The following is a 23,787-nucleotide window of genomic DNA, read 5'->3' as shown; positions in this document are numbered from 1 at the left end:
GGGGCAGTTTCCGGGGACGGAACTAGTTATTCGAATCCGTATCCGAGGTCTTCTTCGCGGCCGTCAGAATCTCGATCATCTCATTGACCTCATCGTTTTCCGTGGCAAAGGGGTCGCCGAGCATAGTGGAGATGGGATCGTCGCCGGAGATTTTCAGGTGTGTCCAGTCCACTACGGTCTTCAAACTGGAGTCTTCGGCTGCAACGAGGAAATCACCGCGCAGCTTCGCACGAGTAGTTGGCGGTGCGATGCGGACCGCCTCAGCGACCTGCTCATCGGTAATCCACCGCGAGGCAATACCACGGGCTTCCAGCGCGCGGAAGATGCCTCGGCCGGGACGGATGTCGTGGTAGGCCAAGTCGATCTGATGAAGCTTGGGGTCCTCCAGCGTTAGACCGCGGTCCAGGTAGCGCTTCATGAGCGAGTACTTAATGGCCCAGTCAATGTCGTGCTCAATGAGAGACCAGTCACCGGTTTCCACGGCATCGAGCGCGCGACCCCACAGCTCGACAATGCGGCTCATTTCTTCGTTGGACGTGCCGGCACCGGCAATGCCCTTGTCCTCGTTGACCATGTTTTCTTCGCGGACCTTCAGCCACTCCGTCGCAGCGTCCAAGAACTCACGCTGAATCTGCAGCGCGGTGGCAGTTTCGCCACTGCGCAGTGGAATCTCGGCCTTGCCCGTCATATCGCGGCTCACCGCACGGATGGACTTGATCTCGTTGGCGACCTCGAAGTCCGGCAACTTCACGCCGGCTTCAATCATTTCCAGGACCAGCTGAGTGGAGCCAATTTTGAGTGCAGTCGTCGTCTCACTCATGTTGGAGTCGCCCACGATGACGTGCAGGCGGCGGAATCGGTTGGAGTCCGCGTGTGGCTCATCGCGAGTGTTAATAATCGGCCGGGAGCGTGTCGTTGCACTGGAGACACCCTCCCACACGTGATCCGCGCGCTGCGAGAAGCAGTACTGAATCGGATCGTTGTGATACGGCGAGGTTGGGTACGGCAGGAAAATCTTCCCCGCACCACAAATGAGCTGACGCGTAACCAAGAAAGGTAACAGCAGCTTGGACAGGGACTTCAGTCCCAGTTCACGTCCAACCAGGTAGTTTTCGTGACAACCGTAGGAGTTACCGACGGTATCAACGTTGTTCTTCAGCAGGTAGACCTTGCCACCGATGCCCTCGTCGGCAAGCTCTGCCTCGGCTTTCTCGGCGAGCTCGTTCAAGATGACCTCGCCCGAGCGGTCGTACGCGACCAGCTGCGAGACCGAATCGCACTCAGCAGTGGCGTACTCCGGGTGGCTTCCGACATCGAGGTACATACGACCAGCATTGGGGGTGAAAATGTTGGTCGCCCCGTACTTGGCAATCACCGGGCGGAACATGTAACGGGCAATTTCATCCGGCCCCAGACGGCGCGAGCCATCCAGAGTCAGAGTGATGCCGAACTCGGTCTCAATGCCGGTGATGCGCCGGGTCAACGCCTGTGCCGGCTCCTGCTGGTCAGTCACTTTTTACTGGCCACCCTTCTGGACATACGAGCGCACGAACTCCTCGGCGTTGTTCTCCAGCAGACCGTCAATTTCATCCAGCAGGTCGTCAGCAGCTGCAACGTGCTCCTGAGCCTGACCGCCGCCAGCGACCTCGCCGAACTCTTCCTCGTCGCCTCCGCCGGAACCGCCGCCGAAAACCTGAGTGTTACCAGCCATGATATTGCTCCTTAAAATTGAACTTTTGAGTATTACTGCCTATTACTGCACTATGTGTGCCTATTGTTCGCGGATAGCCCCGAGCGTACGCAGATGCTCGACCACCTCGGCCACTGTCTCCGCAGCCTCCAACACGTCACCGCATTCTGCGGCAGTGAAACGGTCAACTTCATCCAGCGTAATGTAGGCCAGCGTAATTCCTGGCGACTCCACGTCACGAGTGCGCCGATACACCCCCGCGGTGTCCACCACCAAGCTGGTCCAACTGCCCGCGACGACGTCCTTGCCAAAGCGGCGCAGAATGCCACCGCGCACATACGCACGCGTGGATTCCGGCGCGTATTCAACCGCGTGGTCGACTTCTTCCTCTGTCACGAGCGTGCGCATCGAACCGCGGCGCACCAGCGCATGGTACAGTCCACGAGCCGGATCGATATCCGAGTACTGAATATCTATCAACGCCAACTTCGGGTGGTCCCAGCCCGCGCCCAGGCGGGTACGCAGGCCCTCCATGAGGTTGTATTTCGCCACCCAATCCAGCAGGTGGGCTGCCTTGCGGGGGTCGTCGGAAAGCACGTCGAGCACTTCACGCCAGAGCTTGACGACGTCACCCTGCTGGTCGTAGCTCTCCACGCGACGCAGGTACTCGTACTGCATTTCCACCGCGGACATCCACGTGACATGGTCTGCCAGCTGCAGCTTCTCGGTGCAAGTCAGGTCTCGGGAGACCTTATGGACGGCCTCGACGGGGTTGCGGAGCTGCAGGTCGTCGAAACGCACGCCGTCCTCGATGGCGTCAATGACCAAACCTGTGGTGCCCAGCTTGAGGAAGGTGGCGACCTCACTCATGTTGGCATCCCCGATGATGACGTGCAGGCGGCGGAAGCGATCGGAGTCGGCGTGTGGTTCATCGCGGGTGTTGATGATGCCGCGGTTCAAAGTGGTCTCCAGCGAGACCTCAGTCTCGATGTAGTCCGCGCGCTGCGAAATCTGGAAACCCGACTCCTGCCCTATCTGCCCCAGACCTACGCGACCAGCGCCCGTGAACACCTGGCGGGTGACGAAAAACGGTGTCAGACCGGCGACGATGTCATCGAACTCGGTTTCTCGGGAGAAGAGGTAGTTCTCGTGGGCGCCATAGGAAGCGCCTTTGCCATCGACGTTGTTGCGGTAGAGCTTCAGCGTCGGACCTGGATTGCCCTCGGCGTCGGTGGCTTCTGCGGCAAGCTGAGCTGCGCGCAGCATAATCCTGTCCCCTGCACGGTCTGCGATAACTGCCTCGCGAGCAGTTGCCGTTTCCGGTGAGGAGTATTCCGGGTGCGCGTGATCGACGTAGAAGCGAGCACCATTTTGCACCAGCAGGTTTGCAGCGCCGACGGCGTTGGGGTCAACAATCGGCGGCTGGTGGTAGCGGCGCAGGTCAAAGCCGCGGCTGTCACGCAGTGGCGACTCTGGCGCGTAGTCCCAGCGGATGCGTCCCGACAGGCCCTCCTCCTGCTCGTGCGCGAAAGCCAGCACGGCCTGCGTGGAGGTGAGAATTGGGCTGACATCCGGGTTGTCCGGGCTGGAAATCCCGTACTCAATCTCCGTGCCGAAGAAGCGCTTCGGCTGTGCGGGACGTTTCGGCTGTGCGGAAGGCATCGTCTGTGCGGAATTAGCCATGGCGAATCACCTCAACCGAGGCAACGCGCGCCGCCGGACGGCCGGAGATTCGAGCCCACTCATCCGGGTTCGAGGTGTTCGGCAGGTCCTCGTTCTGTGCGAACTCCTCCGCCACTGCGGACAGCAGGTGATCCAAGCTAATACCAGCCTCGCCGCCAGCGATAACCGACTTGATGGCGGACTTCTTCGCACGGTCGACGATGTTGGAAATCATCGCGCCGGAGTTGAAATCGCGGTAGTACATAACCTCGCTGGTGCCATCTGCATAGCGAATCCGCACGTATTCGTTTTCTTCCGTCTTGGCGTACATCCGCTCAACAACCTGGTCAATGAGGTGTGAGACATTCTGCTCCACCCCACCGTGCGCTTCCACCTCGGCTGCGTTATACGGCAGCTCTGGAGTCAAATACTTGCGGAAGATATCCTTCGCCGCAGCCTCATTCGGGCGCTCAATGCGGATTTTCACATCCAGGCGTCCTGGGCGCAGAATTGCCGGGTCAATCATCTCCTCGCGGTTGGTGGCACCAATCACGATGACGTTTTCCAGCCCTTCCACACCGTCAAGTTCACTGAGCAGCTGCGGGACCACGGTGTTTTCCATATCCGAGGAGATACCCGAACCACGAGTGCGAAAAATCGAGTCCATCTCATCAAAGAAGACGATAACCGGCTTGCCATCCTCGGCAATGTCTCGAGCGCGGTCGAAAATCAGGCGAATCTGACGCTCGGTTTCACCCACGAACTTGTTCAGCAGCTCCGGGCCCTTGACATTCAAGAAGTACGATTGCGCCCGCTGAGCCTCCGCCTCGGTTTTACCTCGGGATAGCGCAATCTTGCGTGCCAACGAATTAGCCACAGCCTTGGCGATCAGCGTCTTACCATTGCCGGGAGGGCCGTAGAGCAGCACACCCTTCGGCGGACGCAGGTTGTATTGCTCAAACAGTTCTGGCTGCAGGAAAGGCATCTCCACGGCGTCGTGAATCTGCTCAATCTGACTGTCCAAACCACCGATATCCGTGTAGGTGACATCCGGTACCTCTTCAAGCACCAGGTTTTCCACCTCGGACTTCGGAATGACCTCAAACGCATAGCCCGACTTGCGGTCAATCATCACCGAGTCCCCCGGCTTCGGCGACAAATCCCCCGCCAGCGACACCACGAATTCCTCGCCGTGAGTATCCGAGGCCAAAATGCGTTCCCGATCCGGCAGCACCTCACGAACGTTGGCGATATCGCCGCTTTCCGGATAACCGCAGTCCTCCACGATTATCGAGCCCTCATTCAGACGCACCTGCGCGCCCGGCTGAAGTGCCCGCTCGTTAATCTCCGGCTGCACCCGCAGGCGCATCCGTCGATTTCCGGTAAACACCTCTGCGGTGCCCTTCTCCGGCCCCGGCTTGAGGAAAATACCGTACGTGCTAGGCGGCTCCAGCATGTCCTCCATGTCCTGGCGCAGTAGCTCTAGCTTGTTACGGGAGTCCCGCAACAGCTCAACCAGGCGATTATTTCGAATGCCGAGGTTGTAGTTCTTCTGCTCAAGATCACGGATTTTGTCAGACGGCGTTGTCATATACCCCAGATTACCCATAGGGCCAGATGTCGTTGTTGCTTGGTCGATTTAGACCGTGTGTCGCATCACACTTTACGACGGCTACACCTCCCAGCGCGAAGCGGCGGTTCTAGAGCTTCTTTTGATTTCGTCGCTGTGGACGCGGAGGCACCGTGCCGTCGGCAAGCCTGCGTGCCCACACCAGGAATGCGGTATGCGCCTGCATACGGTGCGCCGGGCGGACGGAGAGATCCTGAACATTCCAGTCTCGGACCAGGGATTCCCAGGCGCGTGGTTCGGTGAAGCACTTCTGCGCGCGGATGCCCTCCATGACCTTCATTAGCTGCGGAACAGTGGCGACATAGACCATGAGCACGCCGCCAGGCTGAAGCACCTTCGAAACGGTGTCCAGGCATTCCCACGGAGCGAGCATGTCCAGAATGACTCGGTCGACCGGGCCGCCGAGCGACTCGACGGAGGCCTCGTTGAGATCGCCCAGGCGCAAGTCCCAGTTGTCTGGCTTGTGGCCCATGAAGTCGACAACGTTGCGTTCGGCGTGCTCGATGTGGTCCTCGCGGACCTCGTAGGAGATAAGCTGCCCGTCAGCGCCGATGGCGCGGAGCAGGTTGAGGCTGAGCGCGCCGGAGCCAGCGCCGGCCTCCAACACGCGCGCACCTGGGAAGATGTCGCCCTCGACGATGATCTGTGCGGCATCCTTCGGGTAAATCACCGCAGCACCGCGCGGCATGGACAGGACGTAATCGACCAGCAAGTGACGCATGGCCAGGTAGACCGTGCCTTCGCCGGAGGTGACGGTGGTGCCTTCCTTGGCGCCGATGAGGTCGTCGTGGAGGATGGTGCCGCGGTGAGTGAAGAACTTGCCACCCTCCTCGAGGATGACGGTGAAGTGGCGATTCTTCGAGTCAGTTAGCTGGACTCGGTCGCCGACCTGGAATGGTCCGCTCAATGCCATAGGTGTGTGGGCTCCTTTTGGGGTTTGGTTGTGTCGGGTTGGGTTCGGTTTGGTTGGGTTCGGTCGTGTCGGGATGTGTCGGGTGCAGCCAAATCCCGGCGGTACTCTAACCTGGCTAGTATGCCCGACAATGCCCAAAGTTCTAAGTCAGCAGTTCAACCTTCCCGCCGCTCTAAGTTGGCGCTGTCGCCGTCGAGAGCTAATGATTACCGCCAGTGCCCGCTGAAGTACCGGTTCCGTGCGATTGACAAGATTCCGGAGCCGTCGACTGTCGCGCAGGTCAAGGGCACGTTGGTACATGCTGTGCTCGAACAGATGCATGCCTGGCCCCGTGAAGAACGCACTTACCCGGCGGCGGTGAAACGTCTGAAGCCGACCTGGGAGGACATGCGTGCAAAGGATGAGGAACTGATTGAGCTAGTTCCGGAGGATGATTACTACGACTTCCTGGTCGAATGCCGCGGACTGCTCAAGGGGTACTTCATGATGGAAAACCCCATGGGCTTCGATGCGGCTGAGATGGAAAAGTTCGTTCAGCTGGTTATCGATCCGGATGCTGATCAGACCGTGCCGTTGTCGGTGCCGCTTCGTGGTTTTATCGACCGCGTCGATATTGCCCCGACCGGTGAGGTCCGGATTGTCGACTACAAGACGGGCAAGAAGCCCTCTCCTCGCTTCCAGGACGAGGCACTCTTCCAAATGCGGTTTTACGCGCTGGTGTGGTGGCGACTCACCGGTCGTATCCCGGAGCAGTTGCGGTTGATGTACCTGAAGGTTGCCGATGATCTGGTACTGAGCCCCAACGCGACAGAATTAGAGGCTTTCCAAGCGGAGATTGCCGACTTGTGGTCGGCCATCGTGCGCGACGGTGAAACCGGTGACTTTGTGCCGAAGAAGTCCAAGCTCTGCGGGTGGTGTTCTTTCCAGGAGTTGTGCCCTGCCTACGGCGGGGTCACACCGGAGTACCCGGGTTGGCCGGGGTCTGTCGGCGATAGTCGAGATAGTGATGCCGCCGCTGGAAGCTCGGGCAGTGCTGGCAGCAAAAAAAGTGACTAGGCTTATAGCAATTGAATGGCATTTACAGGCGAATTCTTGCCATAAACCTAGGCACTAATTGCGTAATCCATGCCTACATGTTCCGCGCCTACAACAGCACGCTGCCGAAGGCGAAACCGAACGCGACGGACAGGACAATACATAAGGTGCCTGGGATGATGAACGAGTGGTTAAACACGTATTTGCCAATTCGGGTTGTGCCAGTGTCGTCCATCTCCACCGCGGCAAGGAGCGTCGGGTAAGTAGGCAGTACGAATAGCGCGGAAGTAGCTGCGAAGGAAGCAATCGCGGTGATGGGAGAAACTCCCACCGCGAGTGCAGCGGGCATGATGGCCTTTGTAGTGGCCGCCTGCGAGTACAGCAAAGCGGCCGCGAAAAAGAGCACAATTGCCAGCATCCACGGCATCGTGGTCAGTACGCTGCCGGACGCGGTCTTAATGTCGTCGATGTAGTGGTTAATAATTGTGGTTCCCAGCCACGCCACACCGAGAACGCAGACGCTGGCGGACATGCCCGATTTGAACACCGGGGTGTTCAAAATGGTTGCCGCGTCCAATTTGCAGGCCAGCACGATAACGGTGGCGGCGGTCAACATGATTGACATGATCGCCTCGTTTCGTGGGAGCGTGGGATCAGCGACGAGGCCGACCTGTTCAGTGCTGATGGTCGCGTAGACCATCACCGCGAGAATCGAGAGTAGGAAAATCGCCACGGACCACTTGGCCGACTTGGTTGGCACGTATTTGCTCATCTGGCCACGTGGCTTAGAGACCAACCCCTTTTCCAAGCGGCTTTGATACCCCGGATCGTCGTCAAGCTCTTTGCCTAGGTGATTTGTGACAAAGGCGGTCGGAAGGATGGCGAGGAAAGTTGAAGGAATGACAATCGCCAGGAGGGTGAGATAACCAACGCCGCGGGGTTCCATGAGCGAAGCCATGAGCACCACAGCCGCTGAAATGGGTGATGCCGTAATCGCCAACTGAGATGCGATGACCGCCACGGACAGCGGGCGGGACGGGCGAACGCCTCCTTCCTTGGATACTTCGGCGATAACTGGGAGGGTGGAAAATGCGGTGTGGCCGGTGCCGGCGAGCAGCGTCATGAGGTAAGTGACTACTGGTGCCCAGTAAGTAATGTGGCGCGGATTCTTTCTAAGCAAACGCTCGGCAAGATGGACGAGGTAGTCCATGCCACCGGCCCTTTGCATTGCTGCGATGGCCGCAATGACCGACATTATGATGCCGATGACATCGAAGGGTATGTCATCTTTGGTAACCGGGATACCGGTAATACCGAGCGCCAAAACGCCAAGCCCACCGGCGAATCCGATAGCAATTGAACCAAGACGTGCGCCCAGGACGATAGCAGCTAAGACGATGAGGATTTGGACTGCAACTAACACGTGAATCTCCGAAAAATCACAACGTAATCCCGGAGGCCGTCTAAGACAGGTTGTCTAGTCGAGACTCCCCTGCTACGTATCGCTTACCTCGGTACTCTGGGTGCATCAGATTTTCGGTGCTCAGGACGCGGTCGAGTTCAGACTCATCCATAAGTCCTCGCTCAAGTACAATGTCGCGGACAGACCTACCAGTGCGAGCGGCCTCTTTGCCGACCATGTCTCCCTCGTAGTGGCCAATGACCGGATTCAAGTAGGTCACGATACCAATCGAATTGTCGACATAGCCACGGCACACATCAGCGTTTGCAGTGATACCGGTGATGCACTTGTCTCGAAGAGTGTCGGTGGCGTTGCGTAGCAGACCAATCGTTTCAAAAAGACATGCGCCAATGACTGGCTCCATCACGTTCAGCTGAAGCTGGCCGGCCTCGGCGGCCCAGGTCAGCGTGACATCATTGCCGAAAACCTTGAAGCAGGCTTGGTTTGCGACTTCCGGAATCACTGGGTTAACCTTCGCCGGCATAATTGACGAACCAGCAGCACGCTCTGGCAAGTTGATCTCGTTCAAACCAGCACGCGGACCCGATGCCAGTAGGCGAAGGTCGTTGCACATCTTAGAAATCTTCATGGCCGCGCGCTTCAAGCAGGCGTGCACGCTGACGTATGCGCCAGTATCGCTGGTAGCCTCAATTAAATCCTTCGCGGAGCTCACATCAAAACCGCTGACTTCCCGAAGCGCTTGTGTTACGGCTTCGCGGTAACCCGCCGGTGCATTCACGCCAGTGCCGATGGCAGTTGCACCGAGGTTAATTTGCAGCAGGCGTGCCGACGCGGTTGCGATGGACTCCTGTTCCTCCTCAAGGTTGTTGGCAAATGCGTGGAATACCTGCCCCAGAGTCATAGGAACGGCATCCTGGAGCTGTGTGCGCCCCATCGTGATGATGTCGTTGAATTCATCGCCCTTGGCATGCAGCGCTTCAACCAGGGAATCAAAGTGCTTCTGTAGATTTAGCAGAGACATGTGGACAGCAAGGCGGAAACCAGTTGGGTAGGCGTCATTGGTCGACTGGCACTGGTTGACATCATCATTGGGGTGAATGATGTCGTAGCGTCCCTTTTCCTGACCGAGGAGTTCCAGCGCGAGGTTGGCAATGACCTCGTTGGTATTCATATTGACACTTGTTCCAGCTCCGCCCTGGAAGACATCGATTGGGAACTGATCCATACAGCGTCCCTTTTCCAGGATTTCATCACAGGCTGCGACAATAGTTTCCGCAACATCGCTCGGCAGTGTATGGACGCGCTGGTTGGCAATAGCAGTGGCCTTTTTCACCATTACCATGCCGCGAATGAACTCCGGCACATCATTGATGGTCTTGCCGGAGATTTGGTAGTTGTCGATTGCGCGCTGGGTATGTATTCCGTAATAAGCTTCTGCTGGAACCTCCATGGAGCCAAGCAGGTCAACCTCGGTGCGTGTTGCGGACATATGGACAATCCCTTCTAGGAGTCGCAGCCTTGTGGGCTGCAGTGATTGACAAGACATGGTTGTGTTGTCAAAACTACAGCGTCGGCGTGATTGCCGCATTCACACAGGAGTTTGCTGCTTCAATCCGGCTAACGCCGTGCGCCCTTCTATGGTCAACGCTACTACTTACGCAAAAGTAGGTAAAGATTGAAATCCTTTAGTGAGCTCGCGTCTGGCCCTAGCGAGCTCGCATTTGGCTACGCGCGACTAGCCCTCCCATCAATATGCAACTAGACCCGTGTAGCCGTCCCCAAAGCAGCTCGGCGCGCCCAAGCTAAAAACACGCAACTAACTCCGCGCCACCGGACCTAGTAACTAGATTCGAGCGATACGGATATTCGAGGCCAGAATTGCCTCGGCACCGATTTTTGCCAGTGCGTCCATGAGCGGGTTGGCCTCGGTCTTCGGCACTAGCGCGCGAACTGCTACCCAATCCTCGTTCGCCAGCGGCGACACGGTCGGGCCTGACAGGCCCGGAGTGAGCTTGGACGCCTCTTCCAGCGCAGACGCACGGATGTTGTAGTCAATCATCAAGTACGTCTTGGCATGCAAAATGCCGGTCATACGACGCAGGAACACCTGCTGCTCCTCGGTGACCTCCACACCCTTGCGTCCGACAACAACTGCCTCAGAGCTGACCAAAACATCGCCGAATGGCTTCAATCCCTGCTTACGCAGGGTACGGCCGGTGGAGACAACGTCGGCGATAACGTCGGCAACTCCCAAGCGGATGGAAATCTCCACTGCACCATCAAGGCGAATAACGGTGGCGTTAATGCCGCGAGCCTTCAGATCCTCCCGCACCAGATTCGGGTACGAGGTGGCAATGCGCTTGCCCTCCAGAGCTTCTACGGTCCACTCCTCATCGACTGGAGCGGCGTAGCGGAAGGTCGAGGCGCCGAAGCCCAGATTTAGAACCTCATCGACCGGGGCCATCGAGTCAGCGGCCAGGTCGCGGCCGGTGATGCCCAAATCCAGATGGCCGTTGCCAACGTAGATGGGAATATCCTTCGGACGGAGGAAGAAAAACTCAATGTCGTTGGCTTCGTCGTGGATGGTCAGGCTCTTGGAATCGCCTCGGCCCGGGTAGCCAGCTTCCTTCAGGATTTCGACTGCCGCCTCGGACAGCGATCCCTTGTTGGGCACGGCAATACGCAGCATGGTGTTGATTTCTCCTACAGGTACTTGTAAACATCCTCGGGGCTCAGCCCGCGACCGACCATGACCACCTGCAGCCAGTACAACAGCTGCGAAATCTCCTCTGCGAGGGCTTCGTCAGATTCGTGCTCAGCTGCAAGCCAGACCTCGCCGGCCTCTTCGACAATTTTCTTGCCCTGGAAATGCACGCCAGCGTCCAGCGCCTTGACTGTGCCCGATCCCTCGGGGCGCGACTGTGCTTTTTCCTTCAGCTCTGCAAACAGGTCATCAAAGTTCTTCACCTGGTCTATTGTTCCATGTCGTCTACTCGCCCGCGAAAGCAGCCCGCAATAAGCCCAAATTCGAGGTATCCAAATTGCCCGAAATGAAGCGCGCCGGGGGTACTAAAGTCTCCACATCAGCCTGCGAAACGCTCACATCTGGCATTGGATTCCACACCACCGTGCAGCCTGCCGCGAGTGCAGAACGCACCCCCGTTGAGGAGTCTTCGATAGCCAGGCAGTCCTCTGGCGCAAATCCGGCTAGCTCTGCGCCACGCAAGTATGGATCCGGTGCCGGCTTCCCGTTGGCCACCTCATCACTACACACTGTCGCGGCAAAGTGATGCTCCCCCATGGCATCAATGCAGGGTTGCGCCACGTGACGACGAGTATTGGTGACCAACACCACCGGAATGTCAGCAGCTCGGGTCTGGTCCAAAATCTCCGGCACACCCGGGCGCCACTCCACCCCATGTTCTAGAACCAATTCAGTGAAGCGGTTTTCGACGAATTGGGAGCCCGAGGAAAACAGCTCGTCGTCAAGCGTGCGTCCCGCATGATCAGCACAAATCGACAGCGTGTCCCAGAGCGTGTTGCCGACGCACTGCATGCGCAACTCCGGAGTCAGGCGACGGCCTACGAATTCCGAGAGGTCGTACGTGGCAATCTCCCACAGGGGTTCCGTATTGATGAGGCTGCCGTCCATGTCCCACAAAATTGCTTTCACACCATGCGACTATGCCAGGTGAGAATGTATTTGGCGATTATGTCAGCAAGGCCACGAGATTTAGGACTAGGGTTTTAGGTAGAAAAGTACCGCCAGGGATTTCGGGAAGATAGTGCGTATACGTCTCCCGAGCAAAAGAAAGGCATTAACAAGCTATGACCAACCCCACGACAGATTCGCTCGCGCAAGCCATCGACAACCCCGAGGCCTATTTCATTCCGCTGGGAACTATCACCGAAAATGAATTGAGTTACGAACGATTCATGCCCACCAGCTTCACTTACGGTGCGTGGGGTCCGTTCCAGCACGGGGCGCCGCCGTCTGCCCTACTGACGCGCATGTTGGAACGTCGCCGCCTAAAGAGCGAGGGAATGCGCATCACTCGCATAGCTGTCGATTTGCTCTCCGCCGTGCCGTATACGGAGTTGCGGACGCGCTCGTGGGTGTCGCGACCGGGACGTCAGATTGCCAAAGTTGAGGCTGAATTGCTTGCCGACGTCAAGGGTGTCTGGCGCCCCGTTGCCACTGCATCTGCGTGGATGATGGCCACGGCGGATACGCGGGATATTGAGCGCGCTTTCGACAAACATGTGCCTGGCCCGGCGGAAAGTACCGCGGAGTACATTCCGCTTACTGAGGACTGGAGTGGTGGCTACATTGAGTCCATCGAAGCCCGCGCAGCAGCGACGGAGGATGATGCGGGGACGCAGATTCACTGGGTTCGCGCGCCGCACCCAATCGTGCTCGGGGAGGAGCCGACTGCAGTGGAGCGAGTCATGCAAGTAGCCGATACCGCCAACGGTATCGGAGCCACTCTGAGCCCGCACCAGTGGGCCTTCATGAACACTGATTTAGTAGTTCATCTGCACCGACTCCCTCAGCTCGGAGCGTCGGAGAAGTCGGCGGAATCGGAGTCGCAGCCGGAAGACGGCGGCTGGGTTGGTATCGCCGCCCGCGGTTCCATCGGGCCCGATGGAATCGGTATGACGGCGGGCGAGCTCTATGATGCGCACGGACCGATAGGTCGCAGCATGCAGACTTTGCTGGTGCGCCCGCAGGGATAACGCGAAGCTACACGTTGAAGTACTTCGCTTCCGGGTGGTAGAGCACGAACGCATCGGTGGACTGCTCTGGGTGCAGCTGGAGCTCCTCAGAGAGTTCCACGCCGATGCGCTCCGGCTGCAGCAGGTCAATCATGCCCTGACGGAAGGTCAGATCCGGGCAGGAACCATAGCCGAAGGAGTAACGAGCGCCACGGTACTTCAGGTCAAAGAAATCCTGGGTATCGTCCGAGTCTTCCGCGCCAACACTTGTGCCGTCGGAGAACGCGAGCTCGGAGCGAATGCGCTGGTGCCAGTACTCGGCCAGCGCCTCGGTGAGCTGCACGCCGATACCGTGAACCTCCAGGTAGTCGCGGTATTCGTTCTTGGCGTAAATATCGTTGGCGAAGTCAGCGATGGGCTGTCCCATGGTCACCAACTGGAACGGCATGACGTCGGTCTGTCCTGCGGCGATGGCATCTTCGCGCGAGCGAATGAAGTCAGCAATGCATAGGAAGCGACCGCGCTGCTGGCGCGGGAAGGTCCAGGACACCACTGGCTCGGCTGTGGGGTCGGGCTGCTCCCCTTCCGCAGGCAGCGGGAGTACGTGGACGGTATCGCCCTCAGAAACCGCCGGGAAGTAGCCGTAGACGACAGCCGCATGCTGGAGAATGTTCTCGGCGCGCAGGCGCTGCAGCCATGCGCGCAGGCGCGGTCGACCATCGGATTCGACTAATTCCTCGTAACTCGGTCCCTCGTCGCCACGGGTGCCGCGCAGACCCCACTGCCCCATGAACAGAGCGCGTTCGTCGAGAGTGGTCAGGTAGTCGTCGAGGGGCAGACCCTTGACAATGCGAGTTCCCCAGAACGGCGGTGTCGCAACGGGGACATCAGCGGCGACGTCGGATCGCTCCGGCACCTCGGGGGCTTCAGCAGCAGCCTTGGCGGCGCGCTGCGCGGCGATGCGCTTGGAGCGCTCACGGCGGGCGCGGCGAGCTTCCTTCTTCTCGCGGGCGGCAATGGCCTCAGGCGAATTCTCGTCTGGCCCCAGGCCCTTCTTCGCTGCCATTAGCTCGTCCATGATGCGCAGCCCCTCGAAGGCGTCCCTGCCGTAGTAGACATCGCCATGGTAGAGCTCAGAGAGGTCGTCCTCGACGTAGCTGCGTGTCAGCGCGGCACCGCCAAGCAGCACCGGGAAGCGGGCAGCGTCTCCCGCGGAGTTAATCTCCAGCAGGTTGTCCTTCATCACCACAGTGGACTTCACCAGCAGGCCGGACATGCCGATGGCATCGACATCCAGCTCCTTGGCCGCGGACAAAATCGTAGCTATCGGCTGCTTAATGCCCAGGTTATGTACGGTGTAACCGTTGTTGGAGAGAATAATCTCCACCAGGTTCTTACCGATGTCGTGGACATCGCCCTTCACCGTGGCCAGCACAATCGACCCCTTGGAGCCAGTGGCATCCTCGGCATCCATAAAGCCCTCGAGGTAGCCCACCGCGGCCTTCATTGTCTCAGCCGATTGCAGCACGAACGGTAGCTGCATCTGGCCGGAACCGAACAGGTCACCAACGGTCTGCATGCCTCGCAGCAGGTCCTCGTTGACAATCGCCAGCGGTTCCTTTTCCTTCATGCTTTCATCGAGGTCAGCTTCGATACCTGTGCGCTCGCCGTCGATGATGCGCTGCGCTAGGCGGTCGAACAGCGGCATGGCGGCAAGCTGTTCGGCCCGGGCATCCTTCGCATCAGCGGCGGAGACTCCTTCGAAGAGCTCCATGAATACCTGCAGTGGGTCGTACTCCCCGTCGGGGTGTCCCGCTTCACGACGGCGGTCGTACACCATATCGAGCGCGACTTCGCGCTGTTTATCGTCGATCTTGTTCATCGGCAAGATCTTGGAGCTGTGGGCAATGGCGGAGTCCAAGCCGGCCTCGATGCACTCGTTGAGGAACACCGAGTTGAGTACCTGGCGGGCCGCCGGGTTCAGACCGAAGGAGATGTTGGACAGGCCGAGCGTGGTGTGCACGTTCGGGTGGCGACGCTTAAGTTCGCGGATGGCTTCGATGGTTTCGATACCGTCGCGGCGAGTTTCCTCCTGGCCAGTGGAAATCGGGAAAGTCAGACAGTCGACAATAATGTCCTGCTCGCGCAGTCCCCACGTGCCGGTGATGTCGGCGATGAGGCGCTCGGCAATCTCAATCTTCTTGTCCTTCGTACGCGCCTGACCTTCTTCGTCGATAGTCAAAGCGACCACAGCAGCACCGTGCTCAACAACCTGGCGCATAATGCGCTGGTAGCGCGAGTCCGGGCCATCGCCGTCTTCAAAGTTCACAGAGTTGACCGCGCAGCGACCACCGAGGTGCTCCAGGCCAGTCTTCAAAACCTCCGGTTCCGTCGAGTCCAGCATGACCGGCAACGTCACCGAGGTGGCAATCTGCGATGCCAGGGTTGCCATGTCATCGCGCCCATCGCGACCCACGTAGTCCACACACAGGTCAATCATGTGTGCGCCATCGGTGACCTGACCGCGGGCGGTGTTAAGGCACTTCTCCCAATCACCGGCCAGCATGGCCTCGCGGAACGCCTTGGAGCCGTTGGCGTTGGTGCGCTCACCAATCATGGTGATGCCGGTTGTCTGTGTCAGCGGGGTTGCCGAGTACAGAGACGCAACCTCATCGATTGGCTTTGCGTTCGGATCCGTCGATGGGCGTGCTGCCTGAACAGCAGGGCCCTGCTCGGCGTAGGCGCCAGTACCGGTAATAGCATCGCGAACAGCAGAAACATGCTCCGGTGTGGTACCACAGCAGCCACCGACCATCGACAGGCCGAACTCTTCAACAAAGCCGCGCAGCGCTGTGGCCAGCTCTGGTGCGGTCAGAGGGTAGGTCGCCCCGTTCTTACCCAGCACTGGTAGACCCGCATTCGGCATCACGGATACCGGGATGGAGGCGAAACTGGACAGGTAGCGCAGGTGCTCGCTCATCTCGTCCGGGCCCGTTGCACAGTTCAGGCCAATCATGTCGATACCCAGCGGCTGCAGCGCCGCCAGGGCTGCACCAATCTCCGAGCCCATCAGCATGGTGCCTGTGGTCTCGACGGTCACGTGGACGACGATCGGAATCTTCTTGTCAGCCTGTCGCATGGCGGCCTTGACGCCGTTGACGGCCGCCTTTACCTGCAGCAAGTCCTGACAGGTCTCAATCAAAAACGCATCCGCGCCACCGGAGATCATGCCGAGTCCGGCCTCCGTGTAAGCGTCGCGAAGCTGAGCGTACGGAGCGTGTCCCAACGACGGCAGCTTCGTGCCCGGCCCCAGCGAACCGAGGACAAAGCGTCGCATCCCCTCGCGGCCCGGTCCCATTTCGTCAGCGACCTTGCGGGCGATTGCGGTGCCCTTGTGCGCTAGCTCCTGGATACGGTCTTCAATGTCGTAATCCGCGAGGTTCGGAAAGTTGCAGCCGAAGGTGTTGGTTTCCACCAGGTCGGCGCCGGCCTCGAAATAACGCCGGTGAATCGTCTCGATTATGTCGGGACGGGTGTCATTGAGAATCTCATTACAGCCCTCGTAGCCGAGGAAGTCCGCGTCAACGTCGAGGTCAAAAGACTGCAGCTGGGTACCCATGGCGCCATCGCCAATGAGTACACGGCTGTGCAGTGCGGTGAGGAACTCGGAAGAGTGGCGTTCAGTCATGAATAGACACCTTAGTCTACTTTCATAACCGCGCCGTTAATTGGGCTGATTATTCCATCTCGAAGTAGCTTTCCGCCTTCACCGCAGGCAGGTCCAAACCGACAGCCTTCGTTGCGGAATTGATAATCGCGAGAATCTCGTCGAGCTCCTCATCAAAAATCGAGCCACCGTGCTCATGCTCAATCGCAGCCACGCGCTGTAGACAGTTCTCCACCGCCTGCGTTGCGGCTTCTTCCCGCTTATCGACGGCCAGCTCCGCCGCCTGATCAATACCAGCGATGGCCTCGCGGAGGGCTTCCCCGACCTGGTCCGCTACCGCTTCGTCAAAAAGTGGCTCCCAGAACTCGCGTTCCTCGGGCTGCAGGTAGCTGCCAGTGGCAAACATGCGCAAATCGGCAACTAGCTTATCGATGTTCTCTTTCGTTACTTCGGCAGCAGATAAATCTGAGTTGCTCATGGTCAAATTTTAACGCCCAGCAGCGCGTCCAGCGCGGCGGCAACGAATTCTCCGGCGCCAGCTGCGCTAGTTACCGTGCCAGCATCAGCCTTGTTGCCAGTAGCCGAGGAACACTCCACAGCCCAGGCATCGATAGCGGCCAGAGCAGCCGGCGTATCCAGGTCATTGGCCAGGCTTGCGCGCACATCGGCAACCAGTGCCGCTGCTTCGCGTACAGCCTTCTCATCGGTGGCAGTCTTAGTAGATTCGCAAGCCGCACGCCAGGCCTCGAGACGTGCCTTGGCTGCCTCCAGCACCTCGTCCGACCAATCGCGATCAGAGCGGTAGTGGCTGGCGAACACGCCAATGCGAATAGCACTCGGATCCACTCCGGCGGCCACCAGCTTGGAGACAAACACCAGGTTGCCCAGCGACTTGGACATCTTGACGCCATCGAGCGCAATCATGCCAGCGTGAACATAGTGGCGAGCCATACGGGCACAGCCAGTAGCGGCTTCAGCGTGAGCCGCCGAGAACTCATGGTGCGGGAACGCGAGATCCGAGCCACCGCCCTGAATGTCGAAGCTCTTCCCCAGGCGGTTGGTGGCAATCGCCGAGCACTCAATGTGCCAACCCGGTCGGCCCGCACCAAAAGGAGCCTCCCAGCTTGGCTCCCCGGGGCGAGCGGCACGCCACACCAGCGCGTCCAGCGGGTTCTCCTTGCCCGGGCGATCCGGGTCGCCACCGCGCTCCGCAAAGAACTCCGCCATCTGCTCTGCCGAGTAATTGGACTCGTAACCGAAGTTCTCGGTGGCACTCTTGCGGAAGTACACGTCCGGGTACTCGTCATTGGTGAGCTGGTAGGCCGAGCCATTTTCCAAGAGCTTCTCGACCATGTCCACGACCTCGTCGACGGACTCCATGGCGCCGATGTAGTCGCGCGGTGGAATCACCGACAGGTTTTCCATATCCGAGCGGAACAAATCGATCTGCGAGGTGCCCAGCTCGCGCCAGTCCACCCCATCGCGCTCCGCACGTTCGAACAACGGGTCATCGACATCGGTGATGTTCTGGACGTAATGCACCGAGTGTCCATTGTCCAGCAGCTGACGGTAAATCAGATCAAAGGTGAGGTAGGTTGCTGCGTGTCCCAGGTGTGTGGCGTCATAGGGCGTGATGCCACACACGTACATGGTCGCCTCCGGTCCCGCTTCCACTTGGGAGACCTTCTGATCCGCGGTGTCGTAGAGGCGTAGGGGTACCGATGTTGAGCTTTCGTCGTCAAGCGAATGCGCCTTACCTGTATTGCTGGCGCGGTTGAACACATCGAAGCGCGCATCGCCGAGACTGGGAACCTGTGGTTGGGGCCACGAATGCATTAAATACTCACTACCTCACTAAACAGCGTTAATCGTGCCGAAGCCGAGCAACACCATAACAATCAAACCGACCGGGATGCGGTACGCGGCGAACCAAGCGAAGGAGTGGTTCGACACAAACTTCAGCAACCATGCGATAGACGCATAACCGACGACGAAGGCAATCAGCGTACCGATGGCCAATTGCGCACCACTAGCGGCCTGTCCCGCCGCAGGGTCAAACGCGTCTGGAAGCGAAAAAATTCCAGCAGCGAAAACAGCGGGGATAGCCAGCAGGAAGGAAAATCGCGTTGCAACCTCTCGATCCAAGTGCAAGAACAGGCCGGCAGACACCGTACCGCCCGAGCGTGACACACCCGGAATGAGCGCCAGACACTGCGCGAAACCCATGACGATGGCATCTCGCATGGTCAGCTCTTCATAATTGCGCTCACGACGGCCGAACTTCTCTGCGGCGATAAAGACGAAGGAGAAAAGCACCAACACAGCGGCTGTAATCCAGAGATTGCGCAGGTTATCGCGGATGAGGTCCTTCCCCAGCACGCCGATGATGGCAATCGGCAGCGTACCGACAATCACCATCCAGCCCATGCGGTAGTTGAAACCGCGGGCTTCCTTATTGAACAGACCGGCAAACCAGCCAGTGAGGATCTGCCAGATATCCTTGGCGAAGAACACCAACACAGCCAATTCGGTGCCAAGCTGCACCACAGCGGTGAAGGATGCGCCGGCGTCCTGGCCCCACAGCAGCTCGGAGACAATCCGAAGGTGCCCCGAGGAACTCACTGGGAGAAATTCCGTCAGACCTTGCACTACGGACAGGATGATCGTCTGCGCCCAGGTCATACCGGTGCCGGCGGTATCGGCAGCGGTATCCGCTGAGGCGCTTAGTGTCGTCATGATAGTCACGGGTGTATAGGCTACTCGTCCGGTTTGTGTTGTGGCTATAGCGAGGTTTCGGTGCGGCGATAGCGAGACCTCTCGCGTGGAACTTTTCCCGCGACCGCACACGGGTGTCCTAAAGTAAAAATCGTGCAACAACGAATTCTGGGCAACAGCGGTTTACGCGTCTCCGCCGTGGGGCTGGGTACGGCCACCTGGGGTGCGGGTACCAGGCAAGACGAAGCCGGACGCATCCTGACGGACTTCCTCGACGCCGGAGGCAACCTTGTCGACGCTTCCCCACTCCACGGCGGCGACACTGTTGCCGACATGCTGGGTGCAGTCATCGCAAAGCGCGGCGTTGCCGACGAATTGGTGCTCTCGGTCGCATCTGGCATACACCCCGAGCGACCCGTCGGCAGGCGCGTGGACTGCTCGCGTAAAACATTGCAAAAGGACCTCGATGAAACGCTCGGACGCCTCGGCGTCGAACACATTGATCTGTGGTCGCCCGGCTACTGGGACGGGCTAACCCCGCCGGAAGAGGTCGCCGACACCCTGGAATGGGCTGTGCGCACGGGGAAAGTACGTTACGCCGGACTGCGTGGATACAGCGGTTGGCAGGCGGCGGTGACGCATGCCGCCGCGGATCGAATCGCCCCGGTGTTCGCACAGCATGAGTACTCGCTGCTGCAGCGAAGCCCTGAGGCCGAACTGCTGCCCGCCTGTGAGCATTTGGGGCTCGGCTTTATCGGTGGCGCCCCACTGGCCCAAGGTGTGTTGACCGCCAAATACCAGCACATCATTCCCGAGGATTCCCGCGCTGCTTCCGAACATGCCGACGCAGAGGTACAGGACTACCTCGATACGCGCGGCGTCACGGTCGCAGGCGCGCTGACCACCGCAGCCAAGGGGCTCGGCGTCAGTGCTGCCGTCGCAGCGATTTCCTGGGCGCGCGATCGGCCGGGCGTCACCTCGATCCTCGTTGGCGCTCGAGACCGCGCTCAACTACGCGAAAACCTCACCGCCGAACAACTCACGCTGCCACCGCAGATTTGCAACGCGCTTGACGACGTCACGCTGTAATCAGTAACCGCATTCTTATAAGGGCTTATAAGGAGCAACGAATGCGAGAACTTCCCACGGCTGGAGGCGTCCACAAAGTAGTCCGGCCGGGGTGGTAGTTTCTATAGCGTGAGTGAAAACAGTCGTCGACGTGTCATAACCTCCCTTCTAGCGGGGCTTTCCGCTAGCGCAGTGGTCCTGGCTGGATGCTCCTCCGATGTGGAAGGAGACATCGATGCCGGAATGGGCAACGCCACGCCAGTGCCGGCCGCTTCACCCGCTGCTCCCGATACTGCTATCGGGAAAGCCAAGAAGATTGATGAGGGCATCACTGATGCCGTGCTTGTCGGCGACCGAGTTGTCCTGAAAGCCGGGGATAAGATCTTTGCCGGTCCGCTGAATAACCCAATCGAACGTTCAATGAAGCTGGACGCGAAGTGTGGCGAGCTCGCGCCGGGCGGCCCTAATGCTCTGCTGCCGTGTGAAGATGGCATCCACGTCATTACTGACCAGGCTACGGAAACGGCTGTTGTCGGCCGTGGCACCAACTACTCCGCCGCAGTTGGCCTGGAGGGCGGTCGCATCATCGGTGCCCATGCGGATAGCAATGTCGTCGATGTGTTCGGCGCTGATGGCGAGTTGGCCAGTGACTTCAAGGCTGCCAATAACGGGTCGCAGCTCGTTGAGATTCCCAAAGCGGACAATGACGCGGACGTCAAGCTGCTAGAGGTCAATCGTCCGGAGACTTCGGTGCATGAGCTCAAGCTCGATGAGTCTCGCGCTGGCTCTGCGCTGCGTGCAGGTATCGGCGTCGGCAAGGTAGCTTCCGGTGACCATGTCATCGCTGCCGCAGACACCAAGGGCAACCAGCTGCTTATTTACACTGCCACTGACATCATTCGCCTCCATCAGGCAGCTCCGGCCCCGGAGGCTCCGTGGGCGGTAGCGGTCGATGAATCGCGCGGAATTGTCTGGGTGACTTCGACGAAGGTGAACAAGCTGACTGGTTACGACATCAGCTCGGGTACCCCAGTCAAGGTCGCGGACATCAACACGGTTGCAGATCCACAGTCGGTTGTTGCCACCGAGGATGGCCAGATTGGCATCTTCTCGGCTACCGGTGACGGGGCCCAGATTTTTGACTCCGCGGACGTCGATAAGGCAATTGCTGATTTCAAGCAGGATGCAGAGAAGATCCGTGAGGAGATGTCGGTCCGGGAACCAGCCGATAAACTACCGACCGGTGCAGGTGACACCAAGGGAGCAGACGACTCCGAGGGAGAGACTAAGTAGATGCCTTCGAAACTTCGCGCCAAGTCCTATCAACTCGCGCTAAAGGCAATGTTCCAGGTCCCGCCGGAGCAGATTCACGAGGCCATCTCGAAGACACTGAAGGGGCTGCAGAAGTCGGAGAGTCTTCAGCGGGCGATAAGCAAGCTACTCGTTGTTGACGATGCTGTGCTGCGACAAACCGTGTTCGGTGTGGACTTCCCGCGTCCGCTGGGGCTCGCCGCGGGCTTCGACAAGGCTGCTATTGCTCCGGATTGCTGGGGGCCAATCGGTTTTGGCTACGCGGAACTGGGAACCGTGACTGCCAAGCCGCAGCCGGGCAATGATCGCCCGCGTCTGTTCCGCCTGAAGGAAGACCGCGCCATTTTGAACCGCATGGGTTTCAACAACCCCGGTGCAGCTGCTGTAGCGGAGAACTTGCGGGCGCGTCGCAGTGACGACGTCATCGGTATCAACATTGGCAAAACCAAGGTGACTCCGCTGGAAGAGGCCGTCGATGACTATCGAGAATCGGCCAGCCAGCTCGGCGGCTTAGCGGACTACGTTGTTGTCAATGTCTCCTCACCGAACACGCCGGGTCTGCGCGACCTTCAGGCGGTGGAGTCCCTGCGCCCGATTCTGGCAGCGGTGACTGAGGAGACCGACTCGCCGGTGCTGGTCAAGATCGCTCCTGATCTCTCCGACGATGATGTCATCGCAGTTGCTGACCTGGCTGTTGACCTTGGGCTGGCAGGCATTGTGGCCACCAACACCACCATTTCTCGCGAAGGCCTGCGTACGCCCGCGGATGAAGTCGCGGAGATGGGGGCCGGTGGAGTCTCGGGCGCTCCTGTGGCAGCTCGGTCACTAGAGGTGCTGAAGCTGCTGCACGAGCGCGTCGGAGACAAACTAGTTCTCATCAGTGTCGGCGGCATTGAAACTGCTGAGCAGGCGTGGCAGCGGATTGCCAACGGCGCTTCCCTGCTGCAGGGCTACACACCGTTGATTTATGGCGGTCCAGACTGGATTCGTGACATTCACCAAGGGTTGGCTCGCCAGATTCGAGCTCAGGGCTTCTATTCCATTTCTGAGGCTGTCGGCTGTGGTCTGCCGTGGCGGGGTTAATTGCTGAGAGCGGTTGAGGCTTCCTAACCCAACAAACACGTGACCCCGGGTCCTGCGGCCATGAAGGCGCTGGCCCCGGGGGTTTCTGTATGAGTATCGTGCCCGGCCGGTTGAGTTGCCCGTGTGGGCGGCGTGTCCCTACTCCCCGACGTTCTCCCACCACGGCGTGATGATGGCACGCGCAATCGAGTGGAAGTACAGATTGAAGCCAAGCACAGTTGGCGTCGCATCTTCCGGAACATCGAGCTTCTCGACGTCGACCGCGTGCACCGCATACATGTAACGGTGTGGGGCATGCTGCGCCGGTGGGTTAGCTCCGTAGTGACCACGCATGCCCGAGTCACCAACAAGCTGGATAGCGCCTTCTGGCAGCTTAGAGCCGTCTTCGGAGCCAGCTCCCTGTGGTAGACCCTTTTCGGTCGCTGGAATGTTGAAGACAGCCCAGTGCCAGAAGCCCGACGCAGTCGGGGCGTCCGGATCGAAGCAGGTCACGGCAATGGACTTAGTGCCCTCCGGCAGATTTGCCCAATCCAGTTGCGGCGACACATTCGACGGAGCGCGGAATTCATCCGCAATCTTCTCGCCATCCTTGATATCTGGTGAGGACAGCTCGAAGGTCGGCAAATCCTTCAGCGGTGCGTACGGATCCGGGCCCGGGAAAACCGGAGCATTTGCAGTGTTGTTTGTAGTTTTGCTTGCGGTGTCGTTTGCAGTGTCGTTGGAATTCGTAGTCATAAATACCAGTGTGCCTACTTTATGAGCGCGCTGCAGGGACTTCACCAGACTGCCTATCTGCAGGGCCTGATTCTCAGCGCGAATCCAAGTCGGGTGCGGGGCTAACACCGCTGATGTAATTACACCCAGGTTTGGCGTG

20 protein-coding genes are annotated in these 23,787 nt (G+C 59.1%); 5 read left to right on the top strand and 15 right to left on the bottom strand.

Features of this window, described 5'->3' with window-relative positions; genetic code table 11:
* Window positions 1-22: 22 nt before the first annotated feature.
* From pafA to CORAM0001_RS06205, 5 genes are all read right to left on the bottom strand, one after another.
* Window positions 23-1,513 (bottom strand): Pup--protein ligase, encoded by a 1,491-nt coding sequence (gene pafA, locus CORAM0001_RS06225; RefSeq protein WP_005510838.1) that lies wholly within the window; start codon window positions 1,511-1,513, stop codon window positions 23-25.
* 3 nt (window positions 1,514-1,516) lie between these two features.
* Window positions 1,517-1,711 (bottom strand): ubiquitin-like protein Pup, encoded by a 195-nt coding sequence (locus CORAM0001_RS06220; protein ID WP_005510795.1) that lies wholly within the window; start codon window positions 1,709-1,711, stop codon window positions 1,517-1,519.
* A 60-nt stretch (window positions 1,712-1,771) separates the two neighbouring features.
* Window positions 1,772-3,373 carry a depupylase/deamidase Dop gene (gene dop, locus CORAM0001_RS06215; protein WP_005510763.1) on the bottom strand — a complete coding sequence of 534 codons (1,602 nt, stop codon included), beginning with the start codon at window positions 3,371-3,373 and terminating at the stop codon, window positions 1,772-1,774.
* Window positions 3,366-4,943: a proteasome ATPase gene (gene arc / locus CORAM0001_RS06210; RefSeq protein WP_244262007.1), complete on the bottom strand. Its 1,578-nt coding sequence runs from the start codon at window positions 4,941-4,943 to the stop codon at window positions 3,366-3,368. Before arc ends, dop begins: the two co-directional genes overlap by 8 nt.
* Window positions 4,944-5,052: 109 nt before the next feature.
* On the bottom strand, window positions 5,053-5,895 hold the full coding sequence (locus CORAM0001_RS06205) for a tRNA (adenine-N1)-methyltransferase (RefSeq protein ID WP_005510776.1): 843 nt from the start codon (window positions 5,893-5,895) through the stop codon (window positions 5,053-5,055).
* Window positions 5,896-6,015: 120 nt separating this feature from the next.
* Here CORAM0001_RS06205 and CORAM0001_RS06200 point away from each other — a divergent pair, with 120 nt between their 5' ends.
* Window positions 6,016-6,951 (top strand): RecB family exonuclease, encoded by a 936-nt coding sequence (locus CORAM0001_RS06200; RefSeq protein WP_050773613.1) that lies wholly within the window; start codon window positions 6,016-6,018, stop codon window positions 6,949-6,951.
* A gap of 88 nt (window positions 6,952-7,039) precedes the next feature.
* On the opposite strand, the gene CORAM0001_RS06195 is transcribed toward CORAM0001_RS06200, so the two are convergent.
* The 5 genes from CORAM0001_RS06195 to CORAM0001_RS06175 form a co-directional block, all read right to left on the bottom strand.
* On the bottom strand, window positions 7,040-8,353 hold the full coding sequence (locus tag CORAM0001_RS06195) for an anaerobic C4-dicarboxylate transporter (RefSeq protein WP_005510839.1): 1,314 nt from the start codon (window positions 8,351-8,353) through the stop codon (window positions 7,040-7,042).
* Window positions 8,354-8,393: 40 nt separating this feature from the next.
* Window positions 8,394-9,842 (bottom strand): aspartate ammonia-lyase, encoded by a 1,449-nt coding sequence (aspA, locus tag CORAM0001_RS06190; RefSeq protein WP_005510833.1) that lies wholly within the window; start codon window positions 9,840-9,842, stop codon window positions 8,394-8,396.
* A gap of 354 nt (window positions 9,843-10,196) precedes the next feature.
* Window positions 10,197-11,042, bottom strand: coding sequence for an ATP phosphoribosyltransferase (gene hisG / locus CORAM0001_RS06185; protein ID WP_005510747.1), 846 nt, complete (start codon window positions 11,040-11,042; stop codon window positions 10,197-10,199).
* Window positions 11,043-11,056: 14 nt separating this feature from the next.
* Window positions 11,057-11,320: a phosphoribosyl-ATP diphosphatase gene (locus CORAM0001_RS06180; RefSeq protein WP_005510825.1), complete on the bottom strand. Its 264-nt coding sequence runs from the start codon at window positions 11,318-11,320 to the stop codon at window positions 11,057-11,059.
* Window positions 11,321-11,342: 22 nt separating this feature from the next.
* Window positions 11,343-12,026, bottom strand: a complete 684-nt coding sequence (locus CORAM0001_RS06175) for an HAD family hydrolase (RefSeq protein ID WP_005510757.1) — start codon at window positions 12,024-12,026, stop codon at window positions 11,343-11,345.
* 155 nt (window positions 12,027-12,181) lie between these two features.
* On the opposite strand from CORAM0001_RS06175, the gene CORAM0001_RS06170 reads away from it, so the two are divergent.
* A complete protein-coding gene (locus CORAM0001_RS06170) occupies window positions 12,182-13,090 on the top strand; it encodes a thioesterase family protein (protein ID WP_005510826.1) in 909 nt (302 codons plus the stop codon).
* Window positions 13,091-13,097: 7 nt separating this feature from the next.
* Here CORAM0001_RS06170 and metH read toward each other — a convergent pair whose 3' ends face one another.
* From metH to CORAM0001_RS06150, 4 genes are read right to left on the bottom strand one after another with little or no spacing between them, the layout of a single operon-like run.
* The gene (gene metH, locus CORAM0001_RS06165; protein WP_005510794.1) at window positions 13,098-16,757 is read right to left on the bottom strand and encodes a methionine synthase; all 3,660 of its coding nucleotides are present in this window, start codon (window positions 16,755-16,757) and stop codon (window positions 13,098-13,100) included.
* Window positions 16,758-16,806: 49 nt separating this feature from the next.
* A complete protein-coding gene (locus CORAM0001_RS06160) occupies window positions 16,807-17,214 on the bottom strand; it encodes a hypothetical protein (RefSeq protein WP_040361372.1) in 408 nt (135 codons plus the stop codon).
* Between the two features lie 2 nt (window positions 17,215-17,216).
* Entirely contained in the window at window positions 17,217-18,572 is a 1,356-nt protein-coding gene (gene mshC, locus CORAM0001_RS06155) for a cysteine--1-D-myo-inosityl 2-amino-2-deoxy-alpha-D-glucopyranoside ligase (protein WP_005510782.1), read from the bottom strand.
* A gap of 18 nt (window positions 18,573-18,590) precedes the next feature.
* Window positions 18,591-19,472, bottom strand: a complete 882-nt coding sequence (locus CORAM0001_RS06150; protein ID WP_040361409.1) for an undecaprenyl-diphosphate phosphatase — start codon at window positions 19,470-19,472, stop codon at window positions 18,591-18,593.
* A gap of 132 nt (window positions 19,473-19,604) precedes the next feature.
* On the opposite strand from CORAM0001_RS06150, the gene CORAM0001_RS06145 reads away from it, so the two are divergent.
* The 3 genes from CORAM0001_RS06145 (at window position 19,605) to CORAM0001_RS06135 (ending at window position 22,913) form a co-directional block, all read left to right on the top strand.
* Window positions 19,605-20,540 carry an aldo/keto reductase gene (locus CORAM0001_RS06145; protein ID WP_005510811.1) on the top strand — a complete coding sequence of 312 codons (936 nt, stop codon included), beginning with the start codon at window positions 19,605-19,607 and terminating at the stop codon, window positions 20,538-20,540.
* A 108-nt stretch (window positions 20,541-20,648) separates the two neighbouring features.
* Window positions 20,649-21,812: a hypothetical protein gene (locus tag CORAM0001_RS06140; RefSeq protein WP_208854640.1), complete on the top strand. Its 1,164-nt coding sequence runs from the start codon at window positions 20,649-20,651 to the stop codon at window positions 21,810-21,812.
* Window positions 21,813-22,913 carry a quinone-dependent dihydroorotate dehydrogenase gene (locus tag CORAM0001_RS06135; RefSeq protein WP_005510777.1) on the top strand — a complete coding sequence of 367 codons (1,101 nt, stop codon included), beginning with the start codon at window positions 21,813-21,815 and terminating at the stop codon, window positions 22,911-22,913.
* Window positions 22,914-23,051: 138 nt separating this feature from the next.
* Here the strand turns inward: CORAM0001_RS06135 and CORAM0001_RS06130 are convergent, their stop codons facing one another.
* The gene (locus CORAM0001_RS06130) at window positions 23,052-23,648 is read right to left on the bottom strand and encodes a YbhB/YbcL family Raf kinase inhibitor-like protein (protein WP_050773610.1); all 597 of its coding nucleotides are present in this window, start codon (window positions 23,646-23,648) and stop codon (window positions 23,052-23,054) included.
* Window positions 23,649-23,787 lie beyond the last annotated feature (139 nt).

The sequence above is a fragment of the Corynebacterium amycolatum SK46 genome, assembly GCF_000173655.1.
Classification (GTDB): domain Bacteria; phylum Actinomycetota; class Actinomycetes; order Mycobacteriales; family Mycobacteriaceae; genus Corynebacterium; species Corynebacterium amycolatum_A.
This window is presented reverse-complemented; position numbering and strand designations above follow the sequence as displayed.